General features: G+C 46.6%; 15 protein-coding genes. 12 read left to right on the top strand and 3 right to left on the bottom strand.

The window, feature by feature from the left end; translation table 11 throughout:
• Nucleotides 1-74: 74 nt before the first annotated feature.
• The 5 genes from ABZR88_RS16975 (at nucleotide 75) to rodA (ending at nucleotide 5808) form a co-directional block, all read left to right on the top strand.
• Nucleotides 75-1097 carry a rod shape-determining protein gene (locus ABZR88_RS16975; protein WP_107827160.1) on the top strand — a complete coding sequence of 341 codons (1023 nt, stop codon included), beginning with the start codon at nucleotides 75-77 and terminating at the stop codon, nucleotides 1095-1097.
• A gap of 123 nt (nucleotides 1098-1220) precedes the next feature.
• A complete protein-coding gene (gene mreC, locus ABZR88_RS16980) occupies nucleotides 1221-2057 on the top strand; it encodes a rod shape-determining protein MreC (RefSeq protein ID WP_107827161.1) in 837 nt (278 codons plus the stop codon).
• On the top strand, nucleotides 2047-2568 hold the full coding sequence (locus ABZR88_RS16985; RefSeq protein ID WP_107827162.1) for a rod shape-determining protein MreD: 522 nt from the start codon (nucleotides 2047-2049) through the stop codon (nucleotides 2566-2568). Before mreC ends, ABZR88_RS16985 begins: the two co-directional genes overlap by 11 nt.
• A complete protein-coding gene (mrdA, locus tag ABZR88_RS16990; RefSeq protein ID WP_107827163.1) occupies nucleotides 2568-4541 on the top strand; it encodes a penicillin-binding protein 2 in 1974 nt (657 codons plus the stop codon). The genes ABZR88_RS16985 and mrdA overlap by 1 nt, the downstream gene beginning before the upstream one ends.
• Complete coding sequence (gene rodA / locus ABZR88_RS16995) at nucleotides 4534-5808, top strand: rod shape-determining protein RodA (protein WP_107827164.1); 1275 nt, start codon at nucleotides 4534-4536, stop codon at nucleotides 5806-5808. The genes mrdA and rodA overlap by 8 nt, the downstream gene beginning before the upstream one ends.
• 102 nt (nucleotides 5809-5910) lie before the next feature.
• Here the strand turns inward: rodA and ABZR88_RS17000 are convergent, their stop codons facing one another.
• The gene (locus tag ABZR88_RS17000; RefSeq protein ID WP_170113543.1) at nucleotides 5911-6087 is read right to left on the bottom strand and encodes a hypothetical protein; all 177 of its coding nucleotides are present in this window, start codon (nucleotides 6085-6087) and stop codon (nucleotides 5911-5913) included.
• Nucleotides 6088-6098: 11 nt separating this feature from the next.
• Here ABZR88_RS17000 and ABZR88_RS17005 point away from each other — a divergent pair, with 11 nt between their 5' ends.
• Together ABZR88_RS17005 and ABZR88_RS17010 are read left to right on the top strand one after the other, a co-directional pair.
• Complete coding sequence (locus tag ABZR88_RS17005) at nucleotides 6099-6560, top strand: peptidylprolyl isomerase (RefSeq protein WP_107827165.1); 462 nt, start codon at nucleotides 6099-6101, stop codon at nucleotides 6558-6560.
• A gap of 95 nt (nucleotides 6561-6655) precedes the next feature.
• A complete protein-coding gene (locus ABZR88_RS17010; protein WP_107827166.1) occupies nucleotides 6656-7159 on the top strand; it encodes a DUF5606 domain-containing protein in 504 nt (167 codons plus the stop codon).
• 165 nt (nucleotides 7160-7324) lie between these two features.
• Here ABZR88_RS17010 and ABZR88_RS17015 read toward each other — a convergent pair whose 3' ends face one another.
• Complete coding sequence (locus ABZR88_RS17015) at nucleotides 7325-7675, bottom strand: hypothetical protein (protein ID WP_107827167.1); 351 nt, start codon at nucleotides 7673-7675, stop codon at nucleotides 7325-7327.
• Nucleotides 7665-8894 carry a hypothetical protein gene (locus tag ABZR88_RS17020; RefSeq protein ID WP_146166474.1) on the bottom strand — a complete coding sequence of 410 codons (1230 nt, stop codon included), beginning with the start codon at nucleotides 8892-8894 and terminating at the stop codon, nucleotides 7665-7667. The genes ABZR88_RS17015 and ABZR88_RS17020 overlap by 11 nt, the downstream gene beginning before the upstream one ends.
• Before the next feature lie 10 nt (nucleotides 8895-8904).
• Between ABZR88_RS17020 and ABZR88_RS17025 the strand changes: the two genes are divergently transcribed.
• The 5 genes from ABZR88_RS17025 to ABZR88_RS17045 all read left to right on the top strand — a co-directional run bounded on the left by ABZR88_RS17025 (nucleotide 8905) and on the right by ABZR88_RS17045 (nucleotide 17095).
• Nucleotides 8905-9486 (top strand): thymidine kinase, encoded by a 582-nt coding sequence (locus ABZR88_RS17025; RefSeq protein ID WP_107828009.1) that lies wholly within the window; start codon nucleotides 8905-8907, stop codon nucleotides 9484-9486.
• Nucleotides 9487-9610: 124 nt separating this feature from the next.
• The gene (locus ABZR88_RS17030) at nucleotides 9611-9991 is read left to right on the top strand and encodes a PleD family two-component system response regulator (RefSeq protein ID WP_107827169.1); all 381 of its coding nucleotides are present in this window, start codon (nucleotides 9611-9613) and stop codon (nucleotides 9989-9991) included.
• 315 nt (nucleotides 9992-10306) lie between these two features.
• Nucleotides 10307-11176 carry an AraC family transcriptional regulator gene (locus tag ABZR88_RS17035; RefSeq protein WP_107827170.1) on the top strand — a complete coding sequence of 290 codons (870 nt, stop codon included), beginning with the start codon at nucleotides 10307-10309 and terminating at the stop codon, nucleotides 11174-11176.
• Between the two features lie 271 nt (nucleotides 11177-11447).
• Nucleotides 11448-14249 (top strand): leucine--tRNA ligase, encoded by a 2802-nt coding sequence (leuS, locus tag ABZR88_RS17040; RefSeq protein WP_107827171.1) that lies wholly within the window; start codon nucleotides 11448-11450, stop codon nucleotides 14247-14249.
• Nucleotides 14250-14575: 326 nt separating this feature from the next.
• Entirely contained in the window at nucleotides 14576-17095 is a 2520-nt protein-coding gene (locus tag ABZR88_RS17045) for a TonB-dependent receptor (RefSeq protein ID WP_107827172.1), read from the top strand.
• Nucleotides 17096-17402 lie beyond the last annotated feature (307 nt).

Below are 17402 nucleotides of genomic sequence, written 5' to 3' on the forward strand. Positions count from 1 at the left end.
AAATTCATATCATTATTGATAAAATTCGTGCCTGATATTCTTAACTTTGCAAACTTTATTTGAAACAGCGCCACATGGGTTTATTTAATTTTTTTACACAGGAAATAGCCATCGACCTGGGTACCGCAAATACCCTCATCATACATAACGACAAAGTAGTGGTAGACGAGCCGTCTATCGTTGCTTTTGATCGAACCACTAACAAAGTAATTGCCATCGGTCGTCAGGCCATGCAGATGGAAGGTAAAACGCACGAAAACATCCGTACCGTGCGCCCGCTGAAAGACGGTGTAATTGCCGACTTTAACGCGGCCGAGCACATGATTCGCGGTATGATCAAGATGATCAACCAGGGTCGTGGCTGGTTTTTCCCTTCGCTGCGTATGGTTATCTGTATCCCTTCGGGCATTACCGAGGTAGAGAAACGCGCCGTGCGTGACAGTGCCGAGATTGCCGGCGCCAAAGAGGTTTACCTCATCCATGAGCCAATGGCTGCCGCCGTAGGTATTGGTATTGACGTGGAAGAGCCGATGGGTAACATGATCATTGATATAGGTGGTGGTACTACCGAGATTGCGGTTATTGCTCTGTCTGGTATCGTGTGCGACCAGTCTATCCGCGTTGCGGGTGATAACTTTGACTCTGACATTGTTCAGTACATCCGCCGCCAGCACAACATCATGATTGGCGACCGTACTGCCGAGAAGATCAAGATTGAGGTTGGTGCCGCATTGCCAGAACTGGCAGATCCTCCGGGCGATTTTGCCGTTCAAGGTCGTGACCTGATGACCGGTGTGCCAAAACAGATCACCGTATCATATACCGAGATTGCACACTGTCTGGATAAATCAATCTCTAAAATAGAAGAAGCTATTCTGAAAGCGCTGGAGATTACTCCGCCAGAGCTTTCTGCAGATATTTACCAAACCGGTATTTACTTAACCGGTGGCGGCGCTTTGCTGCGCGGCCTTGACAAGCGCGTTGCTGCCAAAACCAAACTACCTGTACACGTAGCCGAAGATCCGCTTCGCGCCGTTGTACGCGGTACCGGTACTGCCCTTAAAAATATTGGTAACTTTAAGTTCTTAATGCAGTAGTTTTTGAGTGAGTGGTTGATTGGGTGAATGGTTGATTAAGTTGACGTTTAAAAAGCAATTACTTACTTAATCAATTTAATCCAACTTAATCAACCACTCTCATAATCAACCACTCACCAGCCAATGCGCAACCTCTGGATCTTCATTAGCAGATACAATGCATTTTTTCTGTTCCTCATTTTTGAGGGGATCGGGTTGTTTATCTATGTCAAATACAATTCTTTTCAGCAGGCCACTTTCATCAACTCAGCCAACCAGCTTACCGGTTATAGCTATGCACGTGTAAACGAACTGCAGAGCTATATCTCGCTGCGCGAAGAGAACGAAAAGCTTGCCAGCGCAAACGCCCAACTACGCGGCGAACTAAAATCTGCCTTTTACATCGATACCCTGGGCAAGCGCAAGGTTAATGATACGGTGTATAAACAGCAGTACGTTTACATCCCGGCACGGGTAATTAACAACTCTATCAATCGCCGTAACAATTACCTCACTATTAATCGTGGTGGAGATGACGGTATTAAGAAAGGCCAGGGGGTAATCTGCGCGCAGGGTGTGGTTGGTATTGTAATGTTTGTGGGCCCGCACATGTCGGTAGTGCGCTCATTATTGCATAAAGACTCTAAGTTTAGTGCTATGCTGGCCAGCAACAAAGCCATTGGCTCTATGGTTTGGAGCGATGATCTGGACCCGCATAAGGGCCTGCTGCTGGATGTAACCAACAATATTAAACCGCACGTGGGCGAACTGGTGGTAACCTCGGGCTACTCCTTGTTCCCGGCCGGTATACCTTACGGTAAGGTGAGTAACACCCACGCCAAAGGCGGCGGCTTTTTCCTGAATATGGAGATTGCCCTGTCTGTAGATTTCAGCAAACTACAGTATGTTGACGTGGTCATAGACAAATTTGCAGAAGAACAAGCGGGACTGGAGGCTCAGGAGAAAAAAGATGAACAGTAGAGCTATCATAGTTAACGTTTTGCGCTTTGTAGCGCTGGCCGCGCTGCAGGCTTTCCTGCTCAAAAACGTGGTGCTGTACAACCTGTCTGTACCCTACCCTTATATTCTGTTTATCCTGCTACTGCCGTTTGAAACACCTAACGTACTGCTGTTTCTGCTGGCATTTGTTATGGGTATTACCATTGATGCCTTTTATGATACGCCGGGCTTGCATGCCGCGGCCTGCGTGTTGCTGGCATTTGTGCGCATACAGTTTATTGGCATCACCGTACAAAAAGATGGGTTTGATAATGAGCCCGAACCTACCCTGAGCGTAATGGGCTTCCGGTGGTTTTTCACCTACGCATTGGTGCTAACGCTCATTCACCACTTCTTCCTGTTCAATCTCGAAGTTTTCCGCTTCTCTGAAATACAATATACCTTAACACGTTTTATCTTAAGTTCGGTTTTTACCGTATTTTTAATGCTGATTTCCGGTTTATTATTTTTCAGAAAGAGAGAACGTAAATAATGAATAGTTTTTTTGCCCGGCGATACGTTATTACCGGAATATTCATCACCCTTGCTTTTGTACTGCTGGCCAGGCTATTCTATATCCAGATTATTGATGACCGGTACATGCTTTTCGCCAAAAACAACGTGGTGCGCACGCAAATCCAATATCCGGCGCGTGGCGTTATTCTGGACAGGAACGGCAAGCTACTGGTAGACAATCAGCCGGTATATGATGTAATGGTTACCCCCAAAGCGGTAAAACCCTTTGATACCGTTGAGTTTTGTAAACTACTGGACATTGACAAACCTACGTTTGACAAATACTTCGACAAGGCAGAGAAATACTCTCCTTCACAACGCTCTATTTTTCAGGGTCAGTTAGACTCTACCATCAACGCTAAACTGGGCGAACGTATAGCGGAGTTTCCGGGCTTTGAACTGGTGCTGCGTAGTGTGCGCAGTTATCCAGACTCCATCGCCGGTCAGTTTTTGGGCTACATTGGTCAGGCTAATGATGCCACCATCGCAAAATCTAACGGCTATTATCACCCGGGCGATTATGTGGGTATCAGCGGTGTAGAAAAATCATACGAGACCGAGTTACGTGGACAGCGAGGTGTACAAAACATACTTGTAGACTCGCGCGGTCGTGAAAAAGGACGATTTGCCAACGGCATGTATGATACAGCTGCAGTGGCCGGCGAACGTCTTAAATCATCGTTAGACAGCCGCATCCAGAAACTGGGCGAGCAACTGATGCGCAACAAAGTAGGCAGTATTGTAGCCATCGAACCATCAACCGGCGAAATACTTTGCTTTGTAAGCAGTCCTACTTATAACCCTAACCTGATGGTGGGGCGCGAGCACGGTAACAATTATATGGACCTGCTTCGTAGCCCTAATAACCCCCTACTTGTCAGACCCATACAGGCGCGGTATCCGCCGGGCTCATCGTTCAAACCACTAAGCGCCCTGATTGCTTTGCAAGAAGGTGTAATCACTCCGCAAACAACCTATAACTGTCCTGGGTATTATGTTGCCGGTAATCGCCGCGTTCCGTGTTTTCATAACGAGCGCCATGGTACCGTAAACCTGGCCAGCGCCGTAGCCGAATCATGCAACGGGTATTTTGATATGGTGTTTGAAAGATTAATCAACCGGACTGGCCCAAAAAACACAGATACCTCTTTTACTTCCTGGCGCACAAATGTGGCCAAGTTTGGTTTAGGCGCAAAGCTCGATCTGGACTTACCCGGCGAGACCGGCGGCTTATTGCCCAAAGCATCGCTGTATGATAAATGGTATGGTCGTGGTGGCTGGCGTTCAAGCACAGTAATCTCTTTAGGTATTGGTCAGGGTGAGCTTGAAGCCACCCCACTACAGTTGGCCAATATTGAAGCTACTATTGCCAATCACGGTTTTTTCTACAAGCCCCACCTCATTAAAGCCATTGGTGAAAAGCAAGTGGTAAAAGCAGAATTTACACAAAAGAACTACGTGGGTATAGAACCACAATATTTTGAGCCGGTGATAGATGGGATGCAAGCCGTTGTTGATCGCGGTACAGCCGTGGGCTCGCGCATACCCGGCATTGTGATGTGCGGCAAAACAGGTACGGCGCAGATAAGACATCAGGACAACTCGGTATTTGTGGCTTTTGCCCCGCGCGATAATCCTAAAATTGCCATTGCCGTGGTGGTAGAAGGCGGAGGACAAGGCGCACGCTGGGCCGCACCAATTGCCAGCTTTATTGTAGAGAAATATCTGCGCGATAGCATTACCCGCAGGCCATCTGGCATCGAGCCTGGCTATTTTATGAATGCAAGCGTATTGCCCCAGCCAGCAAAACCCAAACCGGCGCCGGTAAAAGCCAAACCAGACAGCACTGCAAAACCTGCTCAGGCCGCATTAACAGCCGGCAAGCATAAAAAGAAAAAACAACCGGTAGTTTACGCCGCCGCCATTTTGAAAGGAGACGACGATGAGTAATCCACGCAGTCGCTTCTTTTATAATGTAGACTGGGTAACGGTTTGTATCTATCTTACGCTTTGCACCATCGGCTGGCTCAATATTCATGCTGCTGTTTTTAATCCAGATCATCCCGGCTTTGCAGATCCTAGTACCAATTACGGCAAACAATTCATTTACATTTGCGCCGCCATTGTTATCGGGCTGATCATCCTGCTGCTGGAAAGTCGCTTTTTGAGTGCATTGGCGCCCAGTTTTTATGCCATAACGATATTACTATTGATGCTGGTATTGGCCATTGGCCACAACGTGGGCGGCAACCAGGCCTGGATTGATATAGGCGGCGGTTTCCGTTTGCAGCCCTCAGAGTTTGCTAAGTATACTACCTGCTTGTTGCTGGCGCGATACCTGAGCGGTACCAATGTTAAAATAACCGAGCTAAAATCACTCCTTATTGCGGGCGGCATTATATTGCTCCCTATGCTGCTCATTAAAATGCAGCCGGATGATGGCTCTACCCTGGTATTTTGTTCGCTGATATTTGTGCTGTACCGTGAGGGGCTCTCGCCATATTTCCTCATTGTTGTCGGGCTCATGATCGCGTTGTTTATCCTCTCGCTAGTCGTTCCAAATCAGTGGTATTTAATTGGGGCAATTGCCGGACTGGGTGGCTTACTGGCTTATCTGTTCCGCCGCATGCGGGGCATGGCGCTCACCTTTGGCATAGGCACGGCAATGTGTCTGGCTTTCGTATTTGTGGTGCGCCCGCTATATAACCACGGATTAAAATCGCACCAGAAAGAGCGTATTGATGTGGTGCTTGGCATTACCCATGATACCAAACACGTAGGCTACAACCAAAACCAGTCAAAAATTGCTATTGGTTCAGGCCGGCTTTGGGGCAAGGGCTATATGCAGGGAACACAAACCCGTTTCTCTTTTGTGCCCGAACAAAGTACCGACTTTATTTTCTGCACCGTTGGTGAAGAATGGGGTTTTGCCGGCTCTGTAGTATTAATAGGTTTATACATCTTCCTCCTCCTACGCATCATTATGATAGCCGAACGACAGCGGGCCAACTTCTCGCGTATCTATGCCTATGGCGTAGCCTCGGTCATCTTCTTCCACTTTTTCATCAACATCTCTATGACGGTTGGCTTTATGCCGGTAATCGGTATCCCGCTGCCGTTCATCAGCTATGGTGGTTCGTCCTTGTGGAGCTTTACTATTCTGTTGTTTACCCTGCTCAAGCTGGATTCAAATAGAATGGGGGCGGTAGCGGCATAACTGAACCAGGATTTTTTGCAGATAGTTGTCTTTAAGTGCTCAAGATGGCTGCGCCGTTAAACGAATTTTTAGAATTTTCAGGATACTGCCTTAAGGTATAATTTACCCACACGGAGCACTGAGTTTTACACGGCGAACACCATGCACTGTATATGATCTTTCTGCGTGTTCTCTGTGATTTTTTCTTTGTGCTATTTGTGGTTGCTCAAATCTTGTTAATCCAAAAAATTCGTTTAATCTTGGTTCATCAAAATCTTTCTTAACTTTGCCGTCTTTCAAATTTGATTGATATGAGCAAAGCAATAATTAAAACCGTAAAAGGCGACATGACCGTTGAGTTTTACGATGTTGATGCCCCTAACACCGTAGCCAACTTTAAAAAACTGGCTAAAGAAGGTTTTTATGATGGCGTAACTTTTCACCGCGTAATTCCTGATTTTGTGATCCAGGGCGGTTGTCCGTTCTCTAAAGATCCTGCTACTGCTTACCGTGCAGGTACAGGCGGTCCGGGCTACCATATTGATTGCGAACTTACCGGCGGTAACCAATATCATGACCGTGGCGTATTGAGTATGGCACATGCAGGCCGCAATACCGGTGGCTCACAGTTTTTTGTTTGCCATAGCCGCAACAACACCGCTCACCTTGACCGCAACCACACTTGCTTTGGCAAAGTGATTGAGAACGTTGACGTGGTAGACCAGATCCGTCAGGGCGATAAGATCCTGAGCATTGAAGTAATTGAAGATTAATTTGGTGAGATGTGAGTAGTGAATTGTGATTGGTTATAATAACGAACCATCTACTCACTACTCACCATTCACAACTCACTACCTAACTTATAAGAATGAACTTACAGACTATTGTATCTGTATCAGGCAAGCCAGGATTGTGGAAAGCCCTGGCACAAAATAAAACCGGTTTTATTTTGGAAAGTCTTGATGAGAAGAAAACCAAACTGGTTGCCAACATTTCAACCGCCAAACTGGCCGCGTTGGATGAGATCACCATTTTTGGTGAGGATGATGACATCCGCCTGAAAGATGTTTTTGAACGCATGAAGAGTGCCAACGTGCCTGACGCTAAAGCTGATGGTAACACGCTGCGCAAATTCTTCCGCGAGGTAGCGCCAGATCATGATGAAGAGAAAGTATACTCGTCTGACATTAAAAAAGTGATCAGCTGGTTTGCTATCCTGAAAGATCTGCCCCTGTTCAGCGAAGCAGAGCCAACTGCAGAAGCCCCCGCAGAAACCGAGCTTGTAGAAAGTGAAGTAAGCGTACCTGCTGAAGCAGCAGAAGCTGAAGAAGCAGCACCAAAAAAGAAAGCCGCTAAGAAAGCCGCCAAATAAAAAAAAGAGGCTCTTCGGAGCCTCTTTTTTATCTATCTTTCGCTCTCTCGTCATCCCGAACTTGTTTCGGGACCTCACTTGCAAAGTGCATGGCAGTTATCTTGTCCCATGAGATGCCGAAACAAGTTCGGCATGACGTGAAGTAAGCAACTATTCAGAACCTTCTTATTTTCTGGGAGCAAGAACCGACGGATTCAAAACATCTTCCAGATCTCCTTTAAACAAAAGATGGCGAATAGTTTGCTCAATGCATTCCCTGGTTAACTCTTTTACAAAAAGGTCAGGCGGCACAATAAACAGGCCGGCGCCTATTGCGACCTGCTTTTCATCAATCCCGATCATTGTTTCAAGAAACCTAAAGGTCCATACGTTGATGCCATAACAGCGACCGTCTGCAAGTTCGATACCCACGTTAGCTGCATCGTTATATATATCCCAATTTCCGGGATCAACTTCTTCAAATTCAAGCCAAAGTTTAAAATCTATAGACAACGCCTCTCCCCCCTCACTCTCCATACCGCTTGTGCAGCAAGGCATAAAACTTCTCGGTAGTGGCAGGTTTATCGGCCCAGTGATTTTTTGTTGAATATGATTTCAGGAAGCTATCGGCTTCTTCAAAAGATTTAAAGCGATTCAGTATTTCAATAGCCTCGCTATAAGCCAAGCTGTAACCGTTGAACAGGTCTTTTACATACAGCAATTTATCATTCAGGCTGATAGCTGATTTCAAATCGCTGATGGATTGCGCATGTAACTGGTCAGACACGCGGCCTGCGGTGCCCATCTGCGCAGAGATCCTTTGGTTAAAGGTCAGCACTTCTTCTTTCTCTATAACGATAGTGGGCAGCGGCTCTTTTATTGCACTAATGGTTTCTTCTAAAACACTCGGCGGTTCCGGAGCGCGCTCCATCACAGGCTTAACCGGAGCTGATTCAGGCTCTGACTTGGCTACAGGCGTTGGCTGCGGTTCTGACTTCTGTACAGGCTCCTTTTTTACTTCGGGGGCCTCTTCTATATATTCCTCATCCTCGTCTTCCCAGGCATCACCTAAATCTTCTAAGTTTAATTGATGCCTGATGGTTTCAGGCTCTGTTTTCTCTGGCTCCGGCTCGGCGGCTTTGGGTGCAGACGGTATATCAAATTCAAAGGTATTAGCAGGCTCTTCCTTTGGTTCCTCTTTAACAGCGGGCTCAGAAGGCTGTGCATAAACCGCAACCCGTTCTACTACCGGCTCAAAATACCGGGGTTCATTAGTTTTAGGAGCCGGCTCCTCTGACTGTACAGGTACAGGCGGTGGAGTGGGCTTAACAGGTTCAGGAACCGGCAATGGAGCAGGCGTAGCAACCGGTGTGGCTACAGGGATTACCGGTTTCGGTTCTTCCTTAACCTCTTCTACCTTTTTTACTTCGTCCACCTCTTTCTTCGCTTCCACCTGGGTGGTAACCACATGAGGCGGCAATACCGTTTGGTCTGCCTTGTGCTGGGCCTCCTCCTGACTGATCACTTTGCGCAGCACCTCAATATAGTCTGAAAGAAAATGTGCATTGGCTACCAGCAGCTCCAGTTCCAGGTCGTTAAATTGACCGTTGGTGGTAGCTAAATAATCATACTGGTCGTTTATCTCGTTTATAATTCCGCCTATCTTTTTAAATACGTCCTGCTGCTTCATAGCGTGGTTGCTGTTGGTAAATAGCTTATCAAAAGTAACATTTAATTCAGATATTAGTTGGCTCAATCTGTACGGGATGTTGTTTAACGAGGATGTTTTTAAGAGAAGAACTGAGCTTGGCGGAAGCATAGAGGTAATCTGCGGGTCGATGTTTTCGGGTAAAACCGAAGAGCTGATCCGCCGTTTGCGCCGTGCCCAGATAGCCCGTCTGAACGTTGAAATCTTCAAGCCCAAAACCGATACCCGCTACGATGAAACCGACGTGGTATCGCACGATAGAAACTCCATTCCCTCCACCCCGGTAGAAAACGCTTCGTCTATCCTATTGTTAGGCAGCCACGTACAAGTAGTTGGTGTTGACGAAGCCCAGTTTTTTGATGACGAGCTCCCCTACGTTTGCAACACCCTGGCCAACAAAGGCGTACGCGTTATAGTAGCCGGACTGGATATGGATTTTCAGGGTCGCCCGTTTGGCCCGATGCCGCAACTAATGGCCATGGCCGAGTCTGTAACCAAAGTACATGCCGTTTGCGTGCGCTGCGGTAACCCTGCTTTATACTCTTACCGCCTGGTACCCGGCGAAGCCCGCATTCTTTTGGGCGAGAAAGAAAGCTACGAACCCCGTTGCCGCCAGTGCTACCTGGAAGACGGATTGTAACAATTGCACCGTTCCCCTGATTTTTCGTTCTAATTTGTGCTCGCGGTTAAAACAAAACCGCCTGTTGCGGATGTTACTATAATACTGGCCTGCCAGGCGGGCCTCACCATAAATTAGAAACATCATGGCAACAAAAATATTGGTCATTGAAGACGAGAAAGACATAAGAGACACCATTACTTATGCACTGGAAGAATACCAGTATGAAGTGGTATCGTCTGAAGATGCCGGTATTCTGAAATTGCTCGACGAGATTAAACCCGACCTGATTATGCTGGATAACTGGCTCACCGAGTGGACCAGCGATGCCAACGGTCAACAAATTAGCCGGGAGCTGAAAAATGATCCTAAGACTGCGCATATCCCTATCATCCTGATATCGGCGATGAGTAACGTAAAAGAGCTGGCCACCGCAGGCCAGGCTGATGCTTACCTGCAAAAGCCGTTTGATTTGACTGATCTGGTAGATATTGTGAACCGCTTTGCCGCGCCACCGGTGAGGTGAGGGGGATTTGCGGGATGGACACACATTGCGTCATTGCGAGGAACGAAGCAATCTCTGTACATGCATGGTGGATGTGCTTGCAGAATGTCCTATGCAGAGATTATTAATGTTTTAATTTCTTCTTTAAGGTATTAATGAGCTCCCTCCGGTCGGTTGTCTTCGTGCCTCGCAATGACGTGACGTTATAATCTGAGACGGAATCCTGCCCATCAGCCCAATATACGTCAAACTGACAAGTTTAAAAAATACACTCAGATTTCTTTTTGTCGGATGTTTTTGCCTACTTTAGATATCCATTTACAAACCTAAGGCAAAATGAAGGCGCAGTTACTCAAAGTTTTCAATGGTCTTTCTCATTCTTTTACCATCAGAGAAGACGTTGGCTTTCAGGCAAATAAAAACTGGCACTATCACCCGGAGATTGAGATCATCCAGATCAAGAAGGGAGAGGGCACGCATTTTATTGGCGATAGCATCAAGCGTTTCCAGGCGGGCGACATTTTTTTGATCGGCTCTAACCTCCCCCATTTCTTCAGGTTTGACGATGCCTATTTACAGCATCAGGCCGAGATTATGGCCAATGTAAATGTCATTCAGTTTTGCGAAAACTTCTGGGGCGAAAGGTTTTTACAATTACCGGAAAATACCATCATCCGTAACGTGCTGGATAAAGCTAAACGAGGCATTGCCTTGCCACCTAATATCACCGGCAATATTTCGCGCATTATTGACCGCCTGCTGCATACCGAAGGGCCGGAACGTATCATCCTCCTGCTGGAAATGCTCAACGTTATCGCCAACGCAAAAGATCTAACCCAGCTATCGTCTATCGGCTTTAAAAACGAACATGGCGGTACCGAGAATGATCGTATCAATGCCGTGTACGATTTCTCGTTCACCAACTTCAAACGCAAGATCGAGCTGGAAGAGGTGGCCGCCATTGCAGGCATCAGTCCAAACTCTTTCTGTCGCTATTTTAAGGCGCGCACCAAGAAAACCTACTCGCAGTTTATCCTGGAAATAAAAGTCGGGTATGCTTGTAAACTACTGATAGACAACAAATACAGCGTTAAGCAAATCTGTTACGAGAGCGGGTTTAACAACTTCGCCAGTTTCCACAAATATTTTAAGCTCATCACCAATAAAAGTCCGCTGGATTATAAGCGGGAGTTTATTGCAGCGTAGCACCGAATCTCAATACACCATGTCATTTCGACGAACTGGAGATGGCAGGCGTGTTAGCGTGAGGAGAAATCTTAGACATGTGCCTAACACCTGATACAAGCATGGGGGCTAAGATTTCTCTTCCGCTCCTGCGCTTATACCTTTGCTCGTGCTCATCGAAATGACAAAATAGTGTGAAGTTCAAAATTGAAAATCCGACATTCGAAATCCAGCCGCCCCTACTTCCCGACTTTTTTCTTAATTTCGCGGCTCAATTCCAGGCTATATTACTATGGATTACCAGTTTAAAGATATTGAGCAGAAGTGGCAGCAGTTTTGGGCCGAAAACCAAACTTTTAAAGCCGATAACAGCTCAGACAAACCTAAATACTACGTGTTAGATATGTTCCCTTACCCATCGGGTGCGGGGTTGCATGTGGGTCACCCGCTGGGTTACATTGCTTCTGATATCTTTTCACGCTATAAACGCCTGCGTGGCTTTAACGTGCTGCACCCAATGGGTTATGACTCGTTTGGTCTGCCTGCAGAGCAATACGCAATACAAACCGGCCAGCACCCGGCGCTGACTACCGAGCAAAACATTGCTACCTATCGCCGCCAGCTAGACCAGATTGGTTTCTCATTTGATTGGAGCCGCGAGGTGCGCACCAGCTCGCCCGACTACTACAAGTGGACCCAGTGGATCTTTATGCAGCTGTTTAACAGCTGGTACAATAAAACCGCCGACAAAGCCGAAGGCATTGACGCGCTGGTTGCTCATCTTGAGCAGAGCGGATCGGCCGGTATTAACGCCGTTTGTGATGAGGACGTACTGAGCTTTACTGCCGGTGAGTGGAAAGCGATGAGTCACCAGGAGCAGCAGACCGAATTGTTAAAATACCGCCTGACTTACCTGCGCGAAAGCACCGTAAACTGGTGCCCTGCACTGGGTACCGTACTGGCTAACGACGAGGTAAAAGACGGATTTAGCGAGCGCGGGGGTTTCCCGGTTGAGCAAAAGAAAATGATGCAGTGGAGCATGCGCATCACCGCTTATGCCGAGCGTTTATTGCACGGTTTAGATACCATTGACTGGCCAGAGCCGCTGAAAGAAATGCAGCGCAACTGGATTGGCAAGAGTGTGGGCGCCAGCGTAAGATTCCCGATTGATCAAACCGGGCATGCTACTCCGGTTTCTGCTGATTATATTGAAGTTTTCACTACTCGTGTTGATACCATTTTTGGTGTTACCCTGCTGGTAATTGCCCCAGAGCATGAGTTGGTAGCCCAATTAACTACTGATGAACAGCGCGTTGGCGTTGAGGCTTACATAGCACAAACCAAAAAGAAAAGCGAGCTTGACCGTATGGCCGATACCAAAACTGTATCTGGTGCATTTACAGGCAGCTACGTACTCAATCCGCTGAACGGCGAAAAGATCCCGGTGTGGATTGCCGATTACGTACTGGCCGGTTACGGTACTGGTGCGGTAATGGCTGTGCCATCAGGCGATCAGCGCGATTACCTGTTTGCCAAACATTTTAGCCTGCCGATTATCCCGATACTGGACGTACAAAATATTGAAACCGAGGCCGACCCTACCAAAGAGGGCCAGTACATCAACTCGGACTTTATTAACGGCATGAACTATAAAGAGGCAACTGCCGCTACAGTTGCCCGCCTGGAAGAACTGGGTATGGGTAAAGCCAAAGTAAACTTCCGTATGCGCGACGCCATTTTTGGTCGCCAGCGTTACTGGGGCGAACCAGTGCCGGTTTACTTTAAAGATGGTTTGCCTTATTTGATCGACGAGGAGCACCTGCCGCTGATCCTTCCGGAAATTGACAAATACCTGCCAACCGAAACAGGCGAGCCGCCACTGGGCCGCGCTACCGATTGGAACTATAATGGTTATGAGTACGAGCTGAGCACCATGCCCGGCTGGGCCGGCAGTAGCTGGTACTGGTTCCGTTATATGGACGCACAGAACCAACAAGACTTTGCATCTAAAGAAGCCATTGACTACTGGAAAGCGGTAGACTTATACATCGGCGGTTCGGAGCATGCTACCGGTCACCTGTTGTACAGCCGCTTCTGGAACAAGTTTTTGAAAGATATTGGCAAAGTTAGTGAGGAAGAGCCTTTCAAAAAACTGATTAACCAGGGCATGATCCAGGGTCGCAGTAACTTTGTTTACCGTTTGGTAGATGCAGATGGCCGCGGCACTAATACTTTCGTATCGCACGGATTAAAAGATCAGCATCATACATCAGCACTGCATGTTGACGTGAATATTGTAAAGAACGATCAACTTGATCTGGATAAATTCAAAAGCTGGCGACCAGAGTTTGCCGATGCTGAATTTATTTTAGAAGATGGCAAATACATTTGTGGAACCGAGGTTGAGAAAATGTCTAAACGCTACTACAACGTAGTAAACCCTGATGACATTGCCAGCCAATACGGTGCCGACACCTTGCGTATGTACGAGATGTTCCTGGGTCCGCTGGAGCAGAGCAAACCTTGGAATACTAATGGTATTGAGGGCGTGTTCAAATTCCTGCGTAAATTCTGGCGCTTGTTCCATGATAATGACTGGAACCTGAAGGTATCAGATGCAGAGCCTACTAAAGCCGAGTTTAAAGCACTGCACAAAATTATCCGTAAGGTGGAAGAAGATGTTGAGCGTTTCTCGTTCAATACCTCCGTATCCAGCTTTATGATTGCTGTGAACGAGCTGACTGACCTGAAATGTAACAAACGCGCCATCCTGCAGGATATGGTAATTATCCTGTCGCCTTATGCACCGCACATTGCCGAAGAGTTATGGCAATTGCTGGGTAACGAGGCAGGCACGCTATCATACGCTACTTATCCTAAGTTTAAACCTGAGTACTTGGTTGAGGACGATTTTGCTTACCCAATCTCTATCAACGGTAAAACAAAAATGAACCTGAGCATTGCCCTCAGCCTTGACATTAAAGAGGTAGAAGCGGTAGTGCTGGCTAACGCCGACGTACAGAAATACCTGGGCGGCAACGCACCTAAAAAGGTGATTGTAGTGAAAGGCAGGATTGTGAATATTGTGGCGTAAAGAACCAGGATTCTGAACCAGGATTGAACGGATTTTTAGGATTAACAGGATAAGCTGTTAGGTTCTAAAATTAAGAAACGGGTGTCATGTTGAGCCTGTCGAAATATGAGCGTTGGGCCTTCCCGCGCCCTTCGACGAAGCTCAGGATGACACCCAACTCTTTTAAGTTCACTTCTGTCATTTCGTCTTCAATTTTTGACTGTTCGTCGAAAACTTAACGTCCGGATAATTCCGGGTTTTTACTTTTGCGGCGCATCAACAGAAATTTTCTGTTTGCTATGTAACATTTCAATAAAAACGCACTCTCACTAACAAACTATCCATAAATGAAACGTTTATTTTTACTTATCTTAATATTCTGTTCCTTCTTAACGGCCAAAGCGCAGTTAGGCGGCGGCCCTAGCATCACCGGCAAAATTTCCGGTACGGTGGTAGATTCGCTCTCAAAAAAACCGCTTGACTATGCCACTGTCAGCATTTTCCGTACCAGAGGCAAGGCACCTATAACTGGTGTACTGACTGATGAAAAGGGCGGCTTCAAACTCAACAACATAGCTCCGGGCAACTATAAAATAGTGATCTCCTATATCGGTTATCCTTCAAAAACTATCGATCCGGTTACTACTACCCTTTCTAAGCCAGACCATAATATGGGCAGCGTTATTTTGGCGCCAAGTGCAAAAACATTGAGCCAGGTAAACATTGTTGGTCAGCAATCGGTAATTGAAACCAAGATTGACAAGATTGTTTACAACGTTGAAAAGGACCTGACTGCCGTAGGCGGCAACGCCAGCGATGTGTTGCGCAAAGTACCACTGGTAGCGGTAGATATTAACGGCAACGTATCATTACGCGGTGACCAGAACGTGAAAGTATTGATCAATGGCAAGCCATCAGGCGCCATGTCAAACAACCTGGCTGATGTACTGAAATCTTTCCCGGCAGATCAGATCAAAAACATCGAGGTGATTACTGCCCCATCGGCCAAGTATGATGCCGAGGGTTCTGCCGGTATCATCAACATCGTTACCAAAAGCAAAAATATTTCAGGCGTGAGCGGTGGCATTAGCGGTGGTTTTGGTACACGCCAAAATAACGGCAATGCCAACCTGAGCATCAAGCAAAATCGTTTGTCGGTTAGCGGTAACTTTGGCGGTAACTTTACGTGGCCACAGGTAACGCCAACCACGTTTTTTAATCACAACGATTCAACACTCACCACTAACACGCAAAAATCTACCAGCACAATTAAGCGTTATGCTTACACAGGCGCTGGCTCATTAAGTTACGATTTTAACAACTATAACAGCATTACCTCAAACATCAGGTTTAACCAGGGCGGTTTTAGAACTGATGGGAACGGCAATACCGTAATTGCATCGCCAGATAAAAAAACCACTGCTATTGATAGCATACTGTATGCAACTACCAGCAATACGCATACTGTATTTGGCGGTTTTGACTGGGATGCCGGCTATACCCACAAGTTTAAAAAAGAAGGCCATGAGCTAAGCATTGATGGCCAGTGGAGCCACAGCACAACCACGGTAGACTATGGTACATTTTACCAGGGGCAAGTACCAGGCGCAAACCAAACGGCAAATAACAGCGGCGTTAATAACGAGTATACCGCGCAACTTGACTACTCATTGCCTGTAAGCAAAAATGTAAAACTGGAAGCCGGCGGTAAATCAATCTTCCGTGTTATCACCAGTACATCTGATTTTTTTACCCAGAACGGAGCAGGTAATCCTTTTGTTTATAGCCCAACCCTATCTAACGGTTATGATTACAATCAGGATGTTTATGCCGGCTATACCGTATTCACTTTCACGCTGCCTAAAAGCTTTACCCTGCAAACCGGTGCACGCGTAGAAAACACACAGATTGATGGTAAACCGGGTGCTAACTCAACCGGACAAACTCCTTTTAGCAGCAGCTACACCACCTTTGTGCCAAGTTTTGCTATTTCTAAAACCATTAACAATACGCAAACCTTTAAACTGAGCTATAGCAAGCGTATACAACGCCCAAGCTTGCAGTACCTGAATCCGTTCCTTAATCAAACAAACATCTTAAGTCAGAGCCGGGGTAACCCGCAACTATCTCCAGAAGTTTCACAAACGGTGGAGTTGAACTATAACACGTTTATTAAGTCGTCGGTTATCAACGCCTCCATCTATTACAGGCATACATCAAGCATAATAGAGAGCTTGTTAACCCCAATAGATATACACAGTACAACAGATACAACCGTACTGCACGGCACCTTGACCAACTACGCCAACGTAGGCAGTAATAACTCATGGGGTGCCAGCTTCTTTGGTTCGGTAAACCCAGTGAAGATCCTGACCATCAGGGCCAGCATAAACGCCTTTACTTATAGCCCAAGCGCCAGCGGCGCGTACCAGGCGCAACAGTCTAGCAACGGTACCTATATCATGTACAACATTTTTGGTAGCGGCTCATTAACCCTGCCTAAGGATATCGCTCTGGAAACATTTGCTATTCTTAACTCGCCACGCCGTACCATTCAGGGCAGCAACCCATCATTTGGTTTTATTGGCTTTGGCGTTCGTAAACAGCTGATGAACAAACGCGCTTCAATAGGTTTCAACACCCTGTCGCCGTTTAAAAACACCATCGACTTTAACCAGGATATTGTTGGCAAGAACTTCACCCAAAGCAGCCACACTGCGTTTCCGTTCCGCTCATTCGGCTTAACGTTTAGCTACAACTTCGGTAAGATCAGCGTTAAACCCGATAACCCGATGCAGCAACAGAACAAAGGCCTGAATGACGACTTGAAACAAGGCGATCAGGGCGGACAAGGCGGCGGTCGCTAATTAAGACCTGTTCTATAATTTAGTTTTTGTTTTGAAGAGCTCCTGTTATGCAGGGGCTCTTTTTTTGTTTTAAACCTGAGTTTATCGAACAAGTGATTCACCTAAATAACTCAAGTTGCTATTAGAACCATGTAGTGGCGAAACAGACGATAAAAATAGCTATTACGTCATTGCGAGGTACGAAGCAATCTCTGCGGACGCAAATCAAATTAGCATGTCCGATTGTCCTGTACAGAGATTGCTTCGTACCTCGCAATGACGCGATGACTTATGTTTAACTAACAAACTTGAGTTAATTGATGAAACA

This window comes from Mucilaginibacter yixingensis, from assembly GCF_041080815.1.
Lineage (GTDB): Bacteria > Bacteroidota > Bacteroidia > Sphingobacteriales > Sphingobacteriaceae > Mucilaginibacter > Mucilaginibacter yixingensis.

Bases quoted from the DNA above. Each gene is read 5' to 3' on its own strand.
- ABZR88_RS16975 (WP_107827160.1), top strand. From the start codon at position 75: ATGGGTTTATTTAATTTTTTTACACAGGAAATAGCCATCGACCTGGGT.
- mreC (WP_107827161.1), top strand. From the start codon at position 1,221: ATGCGCAACCTCTGGATCTTCATTAGCAGATACAATGCATTTTTTCTG.
- ABZR88_RS16985 (WP_107827162.1), top strand. From the start codon at position 2,047: ATGAACAGTAGAGCTATCATAGTTAACGTTTTGCGCTTTGTAGCGCTG.
- mrdA (WP_107827163.1), top strand. From the start codon at position 2,568: ATGAATAGTTTTTTTGCCCGGCGATACGTTATTACCGGAATATTCATC.
- rodA (WP_107827164.1), top strand. From the start codon at position 4,534: ATGAGTAATCCACGCAGTCGCTTCTTTTATAATGTAGACTGGGTAACG.
- ABZR88_RS17005 (WP_107827165.1), top strand. From the start codon at position 6,099: ATGAGCAAAGCAATAATTAAAACCGTAAAAGGCGACATGACCGTTGAG.
- ABZR88_RS17010 (WP_107827166.1), top strand. From the start codon at position 6,656: ATGAACTTACAGACTATTGTATCTGTATCAGGCAAGCCAGGATTGTGG.
- ABZR88_RS17015 (WP_107827167.1), bottom strand. From the start codon at position 7,675: ATGGAGAGTGAGGGGGGAGAGGCGTTGTCTATAGATTTTAAACTTTGG.
- ABZR88_RS17025 (WP_107828009.1), top strand. From the start codon at position 8,905: ATGTTGTTTAACGAGGATGTTTTTAAGAGAAGAACTGAGCTTGGCGGA.
- ABZR88_RS17030 (WP_107827169.1), top strand. From the start codon at position 9,611: ATGGCAACAAAAATATTGGTCATTGAAGACGAGAAAGACATAAGAGAC.
- ABZR88_RS17035 (WP_107827170.1), top strand. From the start codon at position 10,307: ATGAAGGCGCAGTTACTCAAAGTTTTCAATGGTCTTTCTCATTCTTTT.
- leuS (WP_107827171.1), top strand. From the start codon at position 11,448: ATGGATTACCAGTTTAAAGATATTGAGCAGAAGTGGCAGCAGTTTTGG.
- ABZR88_RS17045 (WP_107827172.1), top strand. From the start codon at position 14,576: ATGAAACGTTTATTTTTACTTATCTTAATATTCTGTTCCTTCTTAACG.